12 protein-coding genes are annotated in these 16,462 nt (G+C 68.5%); 8 read left to right on the forward strand and 4 right to left on the reverse strand.

Annotated elements, in window-relative coordinates; translation table 11 throughout:
- Positions 1-55: 55 nt before the first annotated feature.
- Positions 56-2,725, forward strand: coding sequence for a heavy metal translocating P-type ATPase (locus LXM88_RS05765; RefSeq protein WP_441301337.1), 2,670 nt, complete (start codon positions 56-58; stop codon positions 2,723-2,725).
- Positions 2,726-2,735: 10 nt separating this feature from the next.
- Complete coding sequence (locus LXM88_RS05770) at positions 2,736-3,107, forward strand: zinc ribbon domain-containing protein (RefSeq protein ID WP_262539419.1); 372 nt, start codon at positions 2,736-2,738, stop codon at positions 3,105-3,107.
- 80 nt (positions 3,108-3,187) lie between these two features.
- On the opposite strand, the gene LXM88_RS05775 is transcribed toward LXM88_RS05770, so the two are convergent.
- Positions 3,188-4,066, reverse strand: a complete 879-nt coding sequence (locus LXM88_RS05775; RefSeq protein ID WP_262539421.1) for an AraC family transcriptional regulator — start codon at positions 4,064-4,066, stop codon at positions 3,188-3,190.
- A 276-nt stretch (positions 4,067-4,342) separates the two neighbouring features.
- On the opposite strand from LXM88_RS05775, the gene LXM88_RS05780 reads away from it, so the two are divergent.
- Positions 4,343-5,806, forward strand: a complete 1,464-nt coding sequence (locus tag LXM88_RS05780; RefSeq protein WP_262539422.1) for a mechanosensitive ion channel — start codon at positions 4,343-4,345, stop codon at positions 5,804-5,806.
- A gap of 145 nt (positions 5,807-5,951) precedes the next feature.
- Here the strand turns inward: LXM88_RS05780 and LXM88_RS05785 are convergent, their stop codons facing one another.
- Positions 5,952-7,139, reverse strand: coding sequence for an RNA-guided endonuclease InsQ/TnpB family protein (locus tag LXM88_RS05785; protein WP_262539423.1), 1,188 nt, complete (start codon positions 7,137-7,139; stop codon positions 5,952-5,954).
- Between the two features lie 213 nt (positions 7,140-7,352).
- Between LXM88_RS05785 and eat the strand changes: the two genes are divergently transcribed.
- From eat to eutC, 3 genes are all read left to right on the forward strand, one after another.
- On the forward strand, positions 7,353-8,765 hold the full coding sequence (eat, locus tag LXM88_RS05790; protein WP_262539424.1) for an ethanolamine permease: 1,413 nt from the start codon (positions 7,353-7,355) through the stop codon (positions 8,763-8,765).
- Positions 8,766-8,856: 91 nt separating this feature from the next.
- Positions 8,857-10,254, forward strand: a complete 1,398-nt coding sequence (locus LXM88_RS05795) for an ethanolamine ammonia-lyase subunit EutB (protein ID WP_262539425.1) — start codon at positions 8,857-8,859, stop codon at positions 10,252-10,254.
- Complete coding sequence (gene eutC, locus LXM88_RS05800; protein WP_262539426.1) at positions 10,251-11,057, forward strand: ethanolamine ammonia-lyase subunit EutC; 807 nt, start codon at positions 10,251-10,253, stop codon at positions 11,055-11,057. Before LXM88_RS05795 ends, eutC begins: the two co-directional genes overlap by 4 nt.
- A 30-nt stretch (positions 11,058-11,087) precedes the next feature.
- Here eutC and LXM88_RS05805 read toward each other — a convergent pair whose 3' ends face one another.
- Complete coding sequence (locus LXM88_RS05805) at positions 11,088-11,972, reverse strand: LysR family transcriptional regulator (protein ID WP_262539428.1); 885 nt, start codon at positions 11,970-11,972, stop codon at positions 11,088-11,090.
- Positions 11,973-12,127: 155 nt separating this feature from the next.
- Here LXM88_RS05805 and LXM88_RS05810 point away from each other — a divergent pair, with 155 nt between their 5' ends.
- Complete coding sequence (locus LXM88_RS05810; protein WP_262539429.1) at positions 12,128-13,738, forward strand: MFS transporter; 1,611 nt, start codon at positions 12,128-12,130, stop codon at positions 13,736-13,738.
- 104 nt (positions 13,739-13,842) lie between these two features.
- Here LXM88_RS05810 and LXM88_RS05815 read toward each other — a convergent pair whose 3' ends face one another.
- Positions 13,843-14,271, reverse strand: coding sequence for a pyridoxamine 5'-phosphate oxidase family protein (locus LXM88_RS05815; protein ID WP_262539430.1), 429 nt, complete (start codon positions 14,269-14,271; stop codon positions 13,843-13,845).
- A 330-nt stretch (positions 14,272-14,601) separates the two neighbouring features.
- Between LXM88_RS05815 and exaC the strand changes: the two genes are divergently transcribed.
- On the forward strand, positions 14,602-16,128 hold the full coding sequence (gene exaC / locus LXM88_RS05820; protein WP_262539431.1) for an acetaldehyde dehydrogenase ExaC: 1,527 nt from the start codon (positions 14,602-14,604) through the stop codon (positions 16,126-16,128).
- Positions 16,129-16,462 lie beyond the last annotated feature (334 nt).

The following is a 16,462-nucleotide window of genomic DNA, read 5'->3' on the forward strand; positions in this document are numbered from 1 at the left end:
TTGTAGTGGCTTCAGGGTGTTAACTCTACACCGTCAAGCCACAAAGGAGGTTGTCATGACCGACGCCCAGCGTACCCACGACCCACGACACCGTCATGCCGGTGGCGCCGATACGTGCTGCGCCGACACGCGCGACACGCATGCGGCGACCATTGCCGACGCGGCGCCGGAGGCCGGCGAGCACGCGCACGGCGACGCCGCATCGCGCGGCCACGACCATGATCACAGCCACGGCGGCGGTGAGGGGCACGATCACGACCATGCACACGGCGACGCGCATCGGCACGGTGCCGCGTGTTCGCACGACGATGCTGCGCGCGGCGATGCGGGCCACGACCACGATCATGCGCACGGCGATGAGCATCGGCACGGCGCCGCGTGCTCCCACGACCATGCCGCGCATGACGATGCGGATCACGGCCACGATCACGATCATGCGCACGGCGACGCGCATGTGCACGGCACGTCGTGCTCGCACGACCACGCCGCGCACGACCACGACCACGACCACGCGGCCGGAGACTGCTGCGCGCCTGCCGCGCTGACGCTCGCACCGCTGCCGGTCGCGCAGGCGACCGCGTCGGGCCACGTGCGCTCCGCGTTCCGGATCATGCAGATGGACTGCCCGACCGAGGAAACGCTGATCCGCAAGAAGCTCGGCGGGATGAGCGAGGTGTCGGCGCTCGAATTCAACCTGATGCAGCGGATGCTGACCGTCGAGCACGTGCCGGGCGCCCAGCCGGCGATCGAAAGCGCGATCCGCACGCTCGGGATGACGCCCGAAGCCGCATCGGCCGGCGCACCGGCGGCGCGCGTCGCCGACGCGCCCGCGAAGCCGTGGTGGCCGCTGGCGCTGGCGGGCGTCGCCGCGATCGCGTCCGAGGGGGCGACCTGGGCCGGCCTGCCGGTGTGGCTGTCGGCGGCGCTCGCGCTCGTCGCGGTGCTCGCGTGCGGGCTCACCACGTACAAGAAGGGCTGGATCGCGATTCGCAACGGCAACCTGAACATCAACGCGCTGATGAGCATCGCGGTGACGGGCGCGATGGCGATCGGCCAGTGGCCGGAAGCCGCGATGGTGATGGTGCTGTTCACGATCGCCGAACTGATCGAGGCGAAGTCGCTCGACCGCGCACGCAATGCGATCCAGGGCCTGATGCAGCTCGCGCCGGACACCGCGACCGTGCAGGATGCCGACGGTTCGTGGCGCACGATCGAGGCCGCGCAGGTCGCGCTCGGTGCGGTCGTGCGCGTGAAGCCGGGCGAGCGGATCGGGCTGGACGGCGAAGTCGTCGCGGGCCGCTCGACGGTCAACCAGGCACCGATCACCGGCGAGAGCCTGCCCGTCGAAAAGACGGCCGGCGATGCCGTGTACGCGGGCACGATCAACGAAGCGGGTTCGTTCGAATACCGCGTGACGGCCGTCGCGGCCAACTCGACGCTCGCGCGGATCATCCACGCGGTCGAGGAGGCGCAGGGCGCGAAGGCGCCGACGCAGCGCTTCGTCGACCAGTTCGCGCGCGTCTACACGCCGATCGTGTTCGCGGTCGCGCTGCTGGTCGCCGTGGTGCCGCCGCTCGTGATGGGCGGCGCGTGGCACGACTGGATCTATCGCGCGCTGGTGCTGCTCGTGATCGCGTGCCCGTGTGCACTGGTGATCTCGACGCCGGTGACGATCGTGTCGGGGCTCGCGGCCGCGGCGCGGCGCGGGATTCTCGTGAAGGGCGGCGTCTATCTGGAAGAAGGGCGCAAGCTCGCGTGGCTCGCGCTCGACAAGACCGGCACGATCACGCACGGCAAGCCGGTGCAGACCGACTTCGACGCGCATGCGACCGACGTCGCTGCCGAGCGTGTCCGGCACCTCGGCGCGAGCCTTGCCGCGCGCTCGGATCACCCGGTGTCGCAGGCGATCGCGGCCGCGGCGCGCGACGCCGGAACGGCGGCGTTCGCCGATGTGCAGGACTTCGAAGCGCTGGTCGGGCGCGGCGTGCGCGGCACGATCGACGGCGCGCGCTACTGGCTCGGCAACCACCGGCTCGTCGAGGAGCTCGAGCGCTGCTCGCCGGCTCTCGAAACGAAGCTCGACGCGCTCGAGCGGCAGGGCAAGAGCGTCGTGGTGCTGGTCGACGACGCGCGCGTGCTCGGCATCTTCGCGGTGGCCGACACGATCAAGGACACGAGCCGCGCCGCGATCGCCGACCTGCATGCGCTCGGCATCCGCACCGCGATGCTGACGGGCGACAACCCGCACACCGCGCAGGCGATCGCGCAGCAGGCCGGCATCGACGACGCGCGCGGCAACCAGCTGCCCGAAGACAAGCTCGCGGCGGTCGAGGAACTGTCGGCCGGCGGCGCGGGCGCGGTCGGGATGGTCGGCGACGGGATCAACGATGCGCCGGCGCTCGCGCGGGCCGACATCGGTTTCGCGATGGGCGCGATGGGCACCGACACGGCGATCGAGACGGCCGACGTCGCGCTGATGGACGACGACCTGCGCAAGATTCCCGCGTTCGTGCGGCTGTCGCGCGCGACGCACCGCGTGCTGGTGCAGAACATCGGCTTCGCGCTCGGCGTGAAGATCGTGTTCCTCGGCCTCACGGTCGCGGGGCTCGGCACGATGTGGATGGCGGTATTCGCGGACGCGGGCGCGAGCCTGATCGTCGTCGCCAACGGCTTGCGGCTGCTGTCGTCCTCCGGGGCGTTCGGCGGCGCGCAGGCCACGCGTTGAGGAGCGTGCGATGAGTTTTCTGAAACGAATCCTGGGCGGCCACGGCGGTGGTCATGGTGGCGGGCACGGCAACAGCGGTAGCGGCAGCGGAGGCGGGCATCACGGCGGGCAGCGCCGGGACGGGCACGGCGGCCACGACGCGCGCGGCCGCGATCGTTACGGCTGGGGCTGGCAGGCGCCAGCCGACGGTAATGGCGGCCAGGGCGGCAACGTGCCGCTGAGCCAGCTTGCGTGCGCGGGCTGCGGCGCGCTCAATGCGGCGGATGCGCGTTTCTGTACGCAGTGCGGCGCGTCGCAGCGCGGCAAGGCTTGCAGCCGCTGCCACGCAGCGCTGGCAGCCGACGCGCGTTTCTGCCCAGGGTGCGGGACGCAGGCCGCCTGAGCGTGCCTGCCATCCGGGCCGGCGGCGGGTGAACGCCGGCCGGCGCGTTTCGTTTCAGGGCCGGCGCACCGGCCCTTCGATCAGCGCAGCGGCAGGTAAATCTCGGTGCGCAGGTCGGCCGGCGCCGCATCCATCGGCGTGTTGAGGTACAGCTCGAACGGCGGCGCGTCGGCGGCTTCGCGGCCCGAGTGACGCAGCCAGTCGCCGTAGAGCCACTGGTAGGCCGTCTTCAGGTCCGCATACGGCCCCGTATGCAGCAGCACCGCGTATTCGCCGCCCGCTACCGTCGCGCGTTCGACGGGCGGCACGGGCTCGACGTCCGGCGCACCGTCGGCCGGCGTGAAGCAGGCCTTCGCGCGCAACTGCGCTTCCGGCGTCGTGTCCGGATCGTCGTAGAAAATGCCGATCATCTTCGCGCCCGGGCCGATCAGCCCGTGTTGTCCGACCCACGCGCCGATCTGCGCGAACGCGTCGCCGACCTTCATGTACGCGCCGGTGTGCGCCACCGCGTAGCCGTGCAGTTCCGGCAGGCGCCGGATCTCGACTTCATGCTTGAACATGTCTTCCTCTCCTCTCTGTAGCGGATAGATGGGCCGGTGAACGCCCGTGCGCCGGTGCTGCGCGGGCAGTACGCCGTAGGCGTCGCGAAACGCTCGGGCGAACGCGTGCGTCGAACCGTAGCCCGCGCGCCGCGCGATCTCGTCGATCGGCCGCGCCGTGCACACGAGATCCTCGGACGCGCGAACGATCCGCATCCGCCGCACCGTCAGCACGATCGACTCGCCGTACAGCGCCCGGTAGACGCGCTGCCAGTGATACGGCGACAGGCACGCGACTTCGGCGAGCCGGTTCAGGTCGAGCGGGCCGTCGAGGTGCGCGCGGATGTACTCGTGGACGCGTGCCACGCTGGCCGCATAGCGGATCCACGCGGGTTTGTCGGTTTTCGTTTCGACTGTCATCGACGTGTCCGGGCAAGAACCGACGCCACGGTAGCACGGCCCGAATGGATAAATCTTGCGGAAATGCGTAGCGGCCGATAAATCGGGCCCTTTTTATTTCATCGAAATGGGGTCTTGCCCCCCTGCGATCAACAACTAAAGTTAAAGACGGTGAAATCGGGTGAAGGCGTCATTTTTCTCGGGTAAGTTGCTCGAGCGGCAACATATGTTTTTCGGAGTACGCAGGTAGTTCGTCGATGTTCAATCGCAACGCCACGCTTTTCGGGAGAACAAGAAATGGATGCTTCCAGCTTCATCACGTCGCTGCAGACCACGCTAGGCGGATATCTGCCGAAGATCGCCGGCGCGATCGGCATCCTGGTGATCGGCTGGCTGATCGCGGTGGTGGTGCGGGCCGGCGCGCTGCGCCTGCTCAACGCGCTGAAGGTCGATCAGCGGATCAACGAAAGCACCGGCCAGGGCGCATACGTCGAGCGGATCATCGCCGGCGGCCTGTTCTGGCTCGTGCTGCTCGTCACCGCGGTGGGCATCTTCAACGTGCTCAACCTGTACGCGGTCTCCAATCCGTTCTCGCTGCTCGTCACGCACATCGTCAACTACCTGCCGAACCTGATCGGCGGCGCGGCGCTGACGCTGATCGCGTGGCTTATCGCGTCGCTGCTGCGCAGCCTCGCGAACCGCGCGCTGAAGGCGAGCAAGATCGACGACAAGCTGTCCGAAGGCGCGGGCATGCAGCCGATGAGCGGCTATCTCGGCGACGTGCTGTTCTGGCTCGTGATCCTGATGTTCCTGCCGGCGATCCTCGCGTCGTTCGCGCTGTCGGGGCTGCTGTCGCCGGTGCAGGGGATGGTCGACAAGCTGCTCGCGATCGTGCCGAACCTGTTCGCGGCCGCGGTGATCGGCTTCGTCGGCTGGGTCGTCGCGCGCGTGCTGCGCGGCCTCGTGACGAACCTGCTCGTCGCCGCCGGCGCCGACCGCCTCACGCAGCGTCTCGACAGCCCGACGCCGGTGCGCGTGTCGAGCCTGATCGGCACGATGGTCTACGTGTTCGTGTTCGTGCCGACGCTGATCTCCGCGCTCGACGCGCTGAAGATCGACGCGATCTCGGGCCCCGCGACCAACATGCTGAACCAGTTCCTCGGCGCGGTGCCGGACATCGTCGCGGCGATCGTGATCGTGCTCGTCACGTTCTACTTCGCGCGCTTCGTCGCGTCGCTCGCGCAGAAGCTGCTGGAAGCCGCCGGCGCCGACGGGCTGCCGGCCGTGCTCGGCGTCGAACGCGTGTTCTCGGGGATCCTGCAGCCGTCGGTGCTGGTCGCGCGGCTGATCGTGTTCTTCGCGATGCTGTTCGCGTCGGTCGAAGCCGCGAACCGGCTCGGCTTCTCGCAGGTGCGCGACGTCGTCACGCTGTTCATCGAATTCGGCGGCCACGTGCTGATGGGCGGCGTGATCCTCGTGATCGGCGTGTGGCTCGCGGGCCTCGCGCGCCGCGTGATCGAGCAGGCCGATCGCGAGCACAGCGTGCTGTTCGCGCGCATCGCGCAATTCGCGATCCTCGGCCTCGTGTTCGCGATGGGGCTGCGCGCGATGGGCATCGCGAACGAGATCGTCCAGCTCGCGTTCGGCCTCGTGCTTGGCGCGATCGCGGTGGCCGTCGCGCTGTCGTTCGGCCTCGGCGGCCGCGAAGCGGCCGGCAAGCTGCTCGACCGCTGGTTCAACCAGCGCAGCGGCGGCCAGTAAGCATCGGTGAACCGGCCGCTTCGCGCGGCCGGATGGCGCTCGCAATAGCCGCAGCTGGCGTTTCCGTAAGCGAAATTTGACATCCTCGCCCGCCTGAGGGCGGGGGATTCCTACGGCGTCTGACTGCCTATGCAGACAGCTCGCTTCAGTGGGTTCCTGCTGCTGGCGATCCTGCTGCGTCGCTCACTTCACAGGCGCAACGGGCGTGTCCCGCCCTGAGCACATTGATCGCGCCGACCAAATCGGCGTTTTCCTCGAAACCACAATCCATGCACTCGAATCGTGCTTGGCTCCGCCGGTTGCCCGCCGACACGTGTCTGCACCGCGGGCAGGTGCGGCTCGTGTTCTGCGGTGGCACGGCGATGAGATGTCCGCCGTTCCACGCCAGCTTGTAATCGAGTTGGCGCCGGAACTCGAACCAGCCCTGATCGAGGATGGATTTATTCAAGCTGGACTTGGCTCGAATGTTCTTTCCCGGTCGCACGACACTACCCGCCGTCGATTTGGACATGTTCCGAACCTGCAAATCCTCGATGCACACCATCGCGTGGTTTTGGCTGATTGTGGTCGTGGCTTTGTGCAAGTAGTCGCGGCGGGCGTTGCCGATCCGGGCATGGATACGCTGGACGCGGTTTTTCGCTTTCTTCCAGTTGCTGCTGAACTTCAACTTGCGGCTCATCGCCTGCTGCGCACGGCGCAATACCGCCTCGTGCCGTCTGAAGCTGTTCAGCGGCGCGTAGAACGTGCCATCCGAGAGGGTGGCAAAGCGGACGATGCCCAGGTCGATGCCGACCGCGCCGCCGTTGGGAACAGGCCGTTCGACTGTGCGTTCGGTCTGGATGCTCACATGCCACTTGCCGTTGCTGGCCGATACCGTGACCTGCTTCACTGCGCCCAACACGTCACGGCTGTTGCGGTAGCGCAGCCAGCCGAGCTTGGGCAGTAAGATACGACCGTTTCCCTGATCGAGCTTGATCTGCTTCGGATCAGGATAGCGGAAACTGTCAGACTGGCCCTTCTTTTTGAAGCGCGGAGGGTCGGCACGCTTGGCGAAGAAGTTGGCGTACGCGCGCTCCAGATCCTTGAGCGTCTGCTGCAGGGGATGTGTCGGCGCATCCTTGAGCCATGGCGTCTGCGAGCCGTTACGCCATTCGGTGATCAGCTTGCACAGCCCGGCATAGTCGAGCTTCTTTTCGCCGCGTTCGTAGCGCTCGTGCTGCAACGCCAGCGCCTTGTTGAAGACGAAACGGCACGCCCCGGCGAAGCAGCGCATCTGACGCTGCTGTTCGCCGGTCGGCATCAGTTCATACTTGAAGGCTTGAAAGCGTTGCATGATTCGAGCATATCAGCCAGCGAAAAGACGCTGTCAAGTATGCCGGAGATATCCACGCTATCTCTTTGCTAGCCTTGAGGGTCTAGGCTGGCCACGTACCGAGGTAGCCGCGATCTTTGCCGAATTTCGATAACACGTCGTTTAATGACTCTCTAGCATCGATTCTCAGTCGCGCAGGCCGGCAGGCCCCGGCGCCTTTGAGGAGAGAGTCCGATGAAAGCAGAGTCGAATGGCCGGCCCGCCGCCGGCGCCAAGTCGTCCGGCCAGCCCGCGCTGCAGCAGACGCTCGGGACCTGGCAACTGTGGGGCATCGCGGTCGGCCTCGTGATTTCCGGCGAATACTTCGGCTGGAGCTACGGCTGGGCAAGCGCCGGTACGCTGGGCTTCGTCGTCACCGCGCTGTTCGTCGCGGCGATGTACACGACCTTCATTTTCAGCTTCACCGAGCTGACGACGTCGATCCCGCACGCGGGCGGCCCGTTTGCGTATGCGCGCCGCGCATTCGGCCCGACTGGCGGTTATCTCGCCGGTGCGGCGACGCTCGTCGAGTTCGTGTTCGCGCCGCCCGCGATCGCGCTCGCGATCGGCGCGTACCTGCACGTGCAGTTCCCGGGGCTCGAACCGAAGCACGCGGCGATGGGCGCGTATCTCGTGTTCATGGCGCTGAACATCGTCGGCGTGCAGATCGCCGCGACGTTCGAACTCGTCGTCACGCTGCTCGCGATCTTCGAACTGCTGGTGTTCATGGGCGTCGTGTCGCCGGGCTTCGCGTGGAGCAACTTCATGAAGGGCGGCTGGTCGGGCGCCGATCATTTCAGCGTCGGCGCATTCCACGGGATGTTCGCGGCGATCCCGTTCGCGATCTGGTTCTTCCTCGCGATCGAAGGCGTCGCGATGGCCGCCGAGGAAGCGAAGAACCCGAAGCGCTCGATTCCGATCGCCTACGTGGCCGGGATCCTGACCCTCGTTGCACTCGCGATCGGCGTGATGGTGTTCGCCGGCGGCGCGGGCGACTGGACCAAGCTCGCGAACATCAACGACCCGCTGCCGCAGGCGATGAAGTACATCGTCGGCGCGAACAGCGGCTGGATGCACATGCTGGTGTGGCTGGGGCTGTTCGGGCTCGTCGCGTCGTTCCACGGGATCATCCTCGGCTATTCGCGCCAGATCTTCGCGCTGGCCCGCGAAGGCTACCTGCCGGAGTGGCTCGGCAAGGTGCATCCGCGCTTCAAGACCCCGCATCGCGCGATCCTCGCGGGCGGCGTGGTCGGCATCGCGGCGATCTACAGCGACGAGCTGATCCAGTTCGGCGGGCAGACGCTGACCGCGAACATCGTGACGATGTCGGTGTTCGGTGCGATCGTGATGTATATCGTGAGCATGGCGTCGCTGTTCAAGCTGCGCCGCACGCAGCCGAACATGGCGCGGCCGTTCCGCGCGCCGATGTACCCGATCTTCCCGGCATTCGCGATTGTTGCGGCGGTGATCTGTCTCGGTACGATGGTGTACTTCAACGGGCTGGTCGCGCTGGTGTTCCTCGGCTTCCTCGCGTTCGGCTACGCGTACTTCCTCGCGACCCGTTCGCAGCGCGAGAGCGCGCCGGGCGACGCGCTGCTGGAGGAATGAGCATGGCGAACGTGAACGGCCGTTCCTGACGGCATCCGGCGCGCCCCGTCGAACGGGCGCGCCGTCGGCTTTTGGCAAGGAGACTCGCACGATGTCCTATACGGAGACGATCGGTCCGCGCACGTACCGCTTCGCGGACCTGAAGACGCTGCTCGCGAAGGCGAGCCCGCTGCGTTCCGGCGACCAGCTCGCCGGCGTCGCGGCGGCGAGCGAGGAGGAGCGCGTGGCCGCGAAGATCGCGCTCGCGGGCGTGCCGCTGAAGGCGTTCCTGAACGAAGCAGTGATCCCGTATGAAGACGACGAGGTCACGCGCCTGATCGTCGACGATCACGACGCGGCCGCGTTCGCGGAAGTCTCGCATCTCACCGTCGGCGATTTCCGCAACTGGCTGCTGTCGCCCGCGGCCGACGGCGCGGCGCTCGAACGGATCGCGCCGGGCCTCACGCCGGAGATGGTCGCGGCCGTGTCGAAGCTGATGCGCAACCAGGACCTGATCGCGGCCGCGCGCAAGCGCCGCGTGGTCACGCGCTTTCGCAACACGGTCGGGCTGGCCGGCCGGATGTCGGTGCGGCTGCAGCCGAACCACCCGACCGACGACGTGAAGGGGATCGCCGCGTCGATGCTCGACGGGCTGATGTACGGCTGCGGCGACGCGATGATCGGCATCAACCCGGCGACCGACAGCCTCGCGGCGATCGTGAAGCTGCTCGCGATGATCGACGGGTTCCGCGAACGCTACGGCGTGCCGACGCAGTCGTGCGTGCTCACGCACGTGACCAACACGATCGCGGCGATCGAGAAGGGCGCGCCGGTCGATCTGGTGTTCCAGTCGATCGCGGGCACCGAGAAGGCGAACGCGAGCTTCGGGATCTCGCTCGCGCTGCTCGGCGAGGCGCGCGAGGCCGCGTTGTCGCTGAAGCGCGGCACCGTCGGCAACAATCTCATGTACTTCGAGACGGGGCAGGGCAGTGCATTGTCGGCGAATGCGCATCACGGCGTCGACCAGCAGACCTGCGAAGTGCGCGCGTATGCGGTCGCGCGCAAGTTCGAGCCGTTCCTCGTGAACACGGTGGTCGGCTTCATCGGGCCCGAATACCTGTACGACGGCAAGCAGATCATCCGCGCGGGGCTCGAGGATCACTTCTGCGGGAAGCTGCTCGGCGTGCCGATGGGCTGCGACATCTGCTACACGAATCACGCGGAAGCCGACCAGGACGACATGGATACCTTGCTGACGCTGCTCGGCGCGGCGGGCATCAACTTCATCATGGGGATTCCGGGCGCGGACGACGTGATGCTGAACTACCAGAGCACGTCGTTCCACGACCAGCTCTACGTGCGCGAGGTGCTCGGCCTGCGCCGCGCGCCGGAGTTCGAGGAGTGGCTGGAGACGATGGAGATCGCCGATGCGCACGGCGCGCTGCGCGCCGCGTCGGCCCGCGTGCCGCTGCTGGCCGGCGCGAACGACTGGATGGGGTTGTCAGCATGAGCGATGCCGTCGAAAAGAATCCGTGGGGCCAGCTGAAGTCGTTCACGAACGCGCGGATCGCGCTCGGCCGCGCGGGCAACAGCCTGCCGACCGCGCCGCTGCTGGCCTTCAACCTGTCGCACGCGCAGGCGCGCGACGCCGTGCACCAGCCGCTCGACGCGGACGCGCTGCGGCGCGAGATCGAGGCATGCGGGCTACCGACGGCCGGCCTGCTGCCGACGCTCGGCGTGCAGAGCGCGGCGCCGGATCGCGACCACTATCTGCGCCGGCCGGATCTCGGCCGCAAGCTGTCGGACGACAGCCGCGGGCTGCTCGCCGGTTACGGCGCGGCGCTCGACGAGGCGCCCGACGTCGTGTTCGTGGTCGGCGACGGGTTGTCGGCGTTCGCGGCCGCGAAGCAGGCGCTGCCGCTGCTGCAGGCGGTGCGCCCAAGGCTCGACGCGGACGGCTGGCGGATCGGCCCGGTGGTGGTCGCGACGCAGGCGCGCGTCGCGCTCGGCGACGAGATCGGCGAGCTGCTGCGCGCGAAGGTCGTCGCGATGCTGATCGGCGAACGGCCGGGGCTCAGCTCGCCGGACAGCCTCGGCGTGTACCTGACCTGGGCGCCGAAGGTCGGCTGCCACGACGCGCTGCGCAACTGCATCTCGAACGTGCGGCCCGAAGGGCTGCCGCACGCGGCCGCCGCGCACAAGCTGCATTACCTGATGACGCATGCGCGCAGGCTCCAGCTGACGGGCGTCGGGCTGAAGGACGACAGCGACGCGCTGCTGCCGCCGGCCGAAGCGGAGCGGATCGGGGCGTGACAGCGCGCTGCGCGACTGCGTGCGGGGCGGCTACCTGAACAGCCGCTCGCACAGGAAATCGACGAACACGCGCAGCTTCGGCGACAACTGCCGGCTCGACGGCCACACGATCGAGAACTGCCCCGGCGCGATCCGGAAGTCGTCGAGCACGGTGACGAGCGCGCCGTGTTCGAGCGCGTCGCGCGCGAGGAAATCGGGCATGTAGCCGATGCCGAGCCCGGCGAGCACGGTGCCGCGCAGCGCTTCCATGTTGTTGCAGGTCATCGCGGTGCGCAGCTTCAGCGGCGTGCCGTCGTCGGCCGCGAGCGCCCAGTCCTGCAGCTTGCCGGTGGTCGGAAAGCAGTAGCGCACGCAGTCGTGCGCTTCGAGATCGCGCGGCGTGCGCGGCGTGCCGGCCTGCGCGAGATACGCGGGCGTTGCGCACAGCACGAACGCGAACGGGCCGAGCCGCCGCGACATCAGGCTCGAGTCCGACAGCGGGCCGCTGCGGATCACCGCATCGAAGCCGCCTTCGACGACGTCGACCATCCGGTCGTTGAAATCGAGATCGAGCTCGACGTCCGGATAGCGCTGCCGGAACTCGGGCAGCACCGGCAGCAGGAAGCGGTAGCCGATCACCGGCAGGCTCACGCGCAGCTTGCCGCGCGGGCGCTGTGCCGATGCCGTCACGGTCGCTTCCGCATCGCGGAAATCCTCGAGGATCCGCTGGCAGCGTTCATAGAAATGCCGCCCCTCGTCGGTGAGCGTGACGCGCCGCGTCGTGCGGTTGAACAGGCGCACGCCGAGCGACTGCTCGAGTTTCGCGATCGTCTTGCCGACCGCCGACGCCGAGATGCCAAGCGCGCGGCCGGCTGCGACGAAGCTCAGCGCTTCGGCGGTACGAACGAAGGCGACGATGCCGGTCAGGTTATCCATCGAATCGAAGTGCATGCGCCGACGGGCGCGGCCGAGTGAATTGCGGAATTTTAGTCCGTTATATGTGGAACTTCGCGTGGTTTTTCGTAGATTGAATCGGATTTATCTTCTGTCGCTCTGGCGGCGCATCCGCGCCGGCTTTTCGAGGAGCGATGATGGATCACCCGTTTTCAGCCGTATCGGCGGTTTCGGCGCGGCGGCGCGCATGGGTGCTGGCCGCCGTCTGCATGGCCGCCGTCGCGCTGCCGCTGTCGTTTTCGGGCGGCGCGGTCGCGACGCCGGCGATCGGCCGCGACCTGCATGGCGGCACGGTCGCGATGAACTGGATCACCAATGCGTTCATGCTCGCGTTCGGCAGCTTCCTGATGGCGGCCGGCGCGCTGGCCGACCAGTTCGGCCGCAAGCGGCTGTTCGCGATCGGCGTCGGCGGTTTCACGCTGATGTCGGTTGCGCTCGCGTTCGCGCCGTCGATGCTCGCGGTCGACCTGCTGCGCGCCGCGCAAGGGCTCGCGGCGGCCGCGGCGCTCGCGGGCGGCACGGCCGCGCTCGCGCAGGAATTCGACGGCGCGGCGCGCACGCGCGCGTTCAGCCTGCTCGGCACGACCTTCGGCATCGGGCTCGCGTTCGGGCCCGTGCTGGCCGGCGCCCTGATCGGGCATTACGGCTGGCGCGCGATCTTCGTCACGAGCGCGGTGGCCGGCGTGCTGTCGCTCGTGTTCGGGCTGCCGCGCATGCGCGAGTCGCGCGACCCGCACGCGACCGGGCTCGACTGGCCCGGCACGGCCGCGTTCACCGCCGCGCTGACGCTGTTCACGTTCGGCGTGATCGAGGCGCCCGCGCGCGGCTGGACGAGCGCGCTCGTGATCGTGCTGCTGGCCGGCGCGGCGCTCGGCGCATGCGCGTTCGTGATGATCGAGACGCGCGTCGCGCGGCCGATGCTCGACCTGTCGCTGTTCCGCATCGCGCGCTTCGTCGGCGTGCAGGTGCTGCCGGTGTCGACCTGCTGCTGCTACATCGTGCTGCTGGTCGTGCTGCCGCTGCGCTTCATCGGCATCGACGGCTTCAGCGAGATCGACGCCGGCTGGCTGATGCTCGCGATCTCCGCGCCGATGCTCGTCGTGCCGTTCGTCGCGGCGACGCTCACGCGCTGGCTGTCGGCCGGCGTGATCTCGGCGCTCGGGCTGGTGGTCGCGGCGGGCGGGCTCGTGTGGCTGGGCGTCGCGCTGCGCGGCGGCGCGGGGCCGGCGGCGATCACGCCGATGCTCGCGATCGGCGTCGGTGCCGGGATGCCGTGGGGGCTGATGGACGGGCTGTCGGTGAGCGTCGTGCCGAAGGAGCGCGCGGGGATGGCGACGGGGATCTTCAGCACGACGCGCGTGGCCGGCGAGGGGATCGCGCTCGCGATCGTCGGTGCGGTGCTGGCCGCGCTCGCGCAGACGGGGTTGCGGCAGGCGGCGGGCGCCGCCGGCACGCCCGACGCGACGCTGCGTGCGGCCGCGCGGCTCGCGACCGGCGATCTTGCCGGTGCGGCTGCTGCGTTGCCGGGCGTCGGTCATGCGGCGCTGCTCGCGAGTTATACGCACGCGTTCGACCGGCTGCTGACCGGGCTGGCCGTCGTCACGGTGCTGTGCGCGGCGGTGGTGTTCGTTTTTCTCGGCGGGCGGCCGGCGGTTGAAGCGGGCGACGACGCGGACGGCCATGCGCGTGCCGACGCGCCGGCGCGCGGCCGGATCGAACCGGCCGGTGCGGAGACGCACGGGCGTTGAGCGTAGTGTCGTCGCGCATGGGCGCTTCGGCGATGGCAGCCGGAGTGCCCGTGCAGCGCTGCATCACCGCATCTGCGCGCTGACGACCCGCCAAACGCATCACATCACGCCAGCACGAGCGGCGGCAGCGCCGCATCCGCGCGCACCTGCGCGTGCTCCACCTCGATCACCACATAGCGCCGCGCATCGGGCCACAGATGCGCGCGGCGTCCCGCATCCTCGTCGATCGTCGCGCGGCCCTGCACGAGCCAGGTCGTCTGGCGCACGAAATCGACGAACAGCAGCGCGATGGCCGGATTCACGAGCAGGTTGCCGATCGTGTTGAACAGGTTGTTGCCCGCGAAGTCGGGCAGCACGAGCGTGCGGCGGTCGGGGACGTCGACGAGCGGCTCGAACGAGCCGTCGGCGCGCGGCTGGCGGCCGCGGTACGAGCAGTCGCCGTCGCCCGCCGCGTCGGCGGTCGCGACGATCAGGAACGCCTGCTCGCGGATGAACGCGACGGCATCGTCGGTCAGGGGGCCGGAGTCGCTCATGGTGTCGGTCGGCGCGCAAGCCGCTGCGTGTGGATGCGCGATTCGCACGCAAGCGACATGCCACGCGTCGCGGCCCCGATGCTCGTGCCGTCCGGCACGGCCACTGTGGAAAATCCGAACACCGGCCACGCCGCTGCGCAATCGCGGTGTTCCGAATCGGCACACCCGCCGTGCTGCGTGCGTGAACACGGCACGGCGCGCACGCGGGCCGGCCGTGGCCGTCGTGCTTTCGTTCCGCTCCCGTCCGTTTGGCACGCATGTTGCGTAAACGAGTCCAGCGCGATCCAGACGGCGCTGCATTCACACAAGCACGATGAACAGGAGACATGTATGAACCCGTTTGACCTGAAGCAACTGGGCCTCGACGTCGAATACCCGTACCGTCAGCAGTACGACAACTACATCGGCGGCAAGTGGGTGGCGCCGGTGAAGGGCGAGTATTTCGAGAACGTGTCGCCGATCAACGGCCAGCCGTTCTGCCGTATCCCGCGCTCGGGCGCCGACGATATCGAACTGGCGCTCGACGCCGCGCATGCCGCGCGCCGCAAGTGGGGCAAGACGTCCGTGGCCGAGCGCGCGAACCTGCTGCTCGCCGCCGCCGACCGGATGGAAAAGAACCTGAAGTTGCTGGCCGTGGCCGAGACGATCGACAACGGCAAGCCGCTGCGCGAGACGATGGCGGCCGACCTGCCGCTCGCGATCGACCACTTCCGCTATTTCGCGGGCTGCATCCGCGCGCAGGAAGGCGGTATCTCCGAAATCGACGACAACACCGTCGCGTACCACTTCCACGAGCCGCTCGGCGTCGTGGGCCAGATCATCCCGTGGAACTTCCCGCTGCTGATGGCCGCGTGGAAGCTCGCGCCGGCGCTCGCGGCCGGCTGCTGCGTCGTGATGAAGCCGGCCGAGCAGACGCCCGCGTCGGTGCTCGTGCTGATGGAGCTGATCGGCGACCTGTTCCCGGCCGGCACGATCAACATCGTGAACGGCTTCGGCAAGGAAGCGGGCGAGGCGCTCGCGACCAGCAAGCGGATCGCGAAGATCGCGTTCACGGGCTCGACGCCGGTCGGCAAGCACATCCTGCGCGCGGCGGCTGACAGCTTGATCCCGTCGACGGTCGAACTGGGCGGCAAGAGCCCGAACATCTTCTTCGCCGACGTGCTCGACCAGGACGACGCGTTCCTCGACAAGGCGCTCGAAGGGCTCGCGATGTTCGCGCTGAACCAGGGCGAAGTGTGCACGTGCCCGTCGCGCATCCTGATCCAGGAGTCGATCTACGAACGCTTCATCGAGAAGGCCGTCGCGCGCGTCGAGCGCATCAAGTCCGGCCACCCGCTCGACCTGCAGACGATGATCGGCGCGCAGGCGTCGCAGCAGCAGCTCGACAAGATCCTGTCGTACATCGACATCGGCCGCGGCGAAGGCGCGCAATGTCTGACGGGCGGCGAACGCACGGCGCCGACCGCCGATCTCGGCACGGGCTACTACGTGAAGCCGACGATGCTGCTCGGCAACAACAAGATGCGCGTGTTCCAGGAAGAGATCTTCGGGCCGGTCGCGTCGGTGATGACGTTCAAGGACGAGCAGGAAGCGATCGAACTCGCGAACGACACGTTCTACGGGCTCGGCGCGGGCGTGTGGACGCGCAACGGCACGCGCGCGTACCGGATGGGCCGCGAGGTCGAGGCCGGCCGCGTGTGGACCAACTGCTACCACCTGTACCCCGCGCACGCGGCGTTCGGCGGCTACAAGCAGTCGGGGATCGGCCGCGAGACGCACAAGATGGCGCTGTCGAACTATCAGCAGACGAAGTGCCTGCTGGTCAGCTACCAGGCCGAGGCGCTCGGGTTCTTCTGACCTGGTCGTCACAGCAGTGGCGAAGCGCCGGGGCCGGCAGAGCAGCGCCGGCCGTACGGTTGCCGGTGTTCGGCGGCGGCACGCGCGATGCGCGGGCTGCGCAGAACGTTCGACGGCCGGGTGACGTTTGCCCGACCGTCGAGCGGCGCACACGCGGTTGCGACGCGCCGGCTACCGGCCATCCGGCAACCCGGCACTTCGCCATGTTCGACATCGACATCCGACCCCCGATGCTGGCCGCGCATCGTCGCGGCCGGCGCCGGAAACCGGAAACGATACCGGCAGTCGCGTGTTCGCGGCGGCACGGTGCACCGATGCGTGTAACGAAAACCGG

It is taken from the genome of Burkholderia sp. S-53, assembly GCF_025560745.1.
Lineage (GTDB): Bacteria > Pseudomonadota > Gammaproteobacteria > Burkholderiales > Burkholderiaceae > Burkholderia > Burkholderia pyrrocinia.

Bases quoted from the DNA above. Each gene is read 5' to 3' on its own strand.
- LXM88_RS05775 (WP_262539421.1), bottom strand. From the start codon at position 4,066: ATGACAGTCGAAACGAAAACCGACAAACCCGCGTGGATCCGCTATGCG.
- LXM88_RS05765 (WP_441301337.1), top strand. From the start codon at position 56: ATGACCGACGCCCAGCGTACCCACGACCCACGACACCGTCATGCCGGT.
- LXM88_RS05780 (WP_262539422.1), top strand. From the start codon at position 4,343: ATGGATGCTTCCAGCTTCATCACGTCGCTGCAGACCACGCTAGGCGGA.
- eutC (WP_262539426.1), top strand. From the start codon at position 10,251: ATGAGCGATGCCGTCGAAAAGAATCCGTGGGGCCAGCTGAAGTCGTTC.
- exaC (WP_262539431.1), top strand. From the start codon at position 14,602: ATGAACCCGTTTGACCTGAAGCAACTGGGCCTCGACGTCGAATACCCG.
- LXM88_RS05810 (WP_262539429.1), top strand. From the start codon at position 12,128: ATGGATCACCCGTTTTCAGCCGTATCGGCGGTTTCGGCGCGGCGGCGC.
- LXM88_RS05770 (WP_262539419.1), top strand. From the start codon at position 2,736: ATGAGTTTTCTGAAACGAATCCTGGGCGGCCACGGCGGTGGTCATGGT.
- LXM88_RS05795 (WP_262539425.1), top strand. From the start codon at position 8,857: ATGTCCTATACGGAGACGATCGGTCCGCGCACGTACCGCTTCGCGGAC.
- LXM88_RS05815 (WP_262539430.1), bottom strand. From the start codon at position 14,271: ATGAGCGACTCCGGCCCCCTGACCGACGATGCCGTCGCGTTCATCCGC.
- LXM88_RS05805 (WP_262539428.1), bottom strand. From the start codon at position 11,972: ATGGATAACCTGACCGGCATCGTCGCCTTCGTTCGTACCGCCGAAGCG.
- eat (WP_262539424.1), top strand. From the start codon at position 7,353: ATGAAAGCAGAGTCGAATGGCCGGCCCGCCGCCGGCGCCAAGTCGTCC.
- LXM88_RS05785 (WP_262539423.1), bottom strand. From the start codon at position 7,139: ATGCAACGCTTTCAAGCCTTCAAGTATGAACTGATGCCGACCGGCGAA.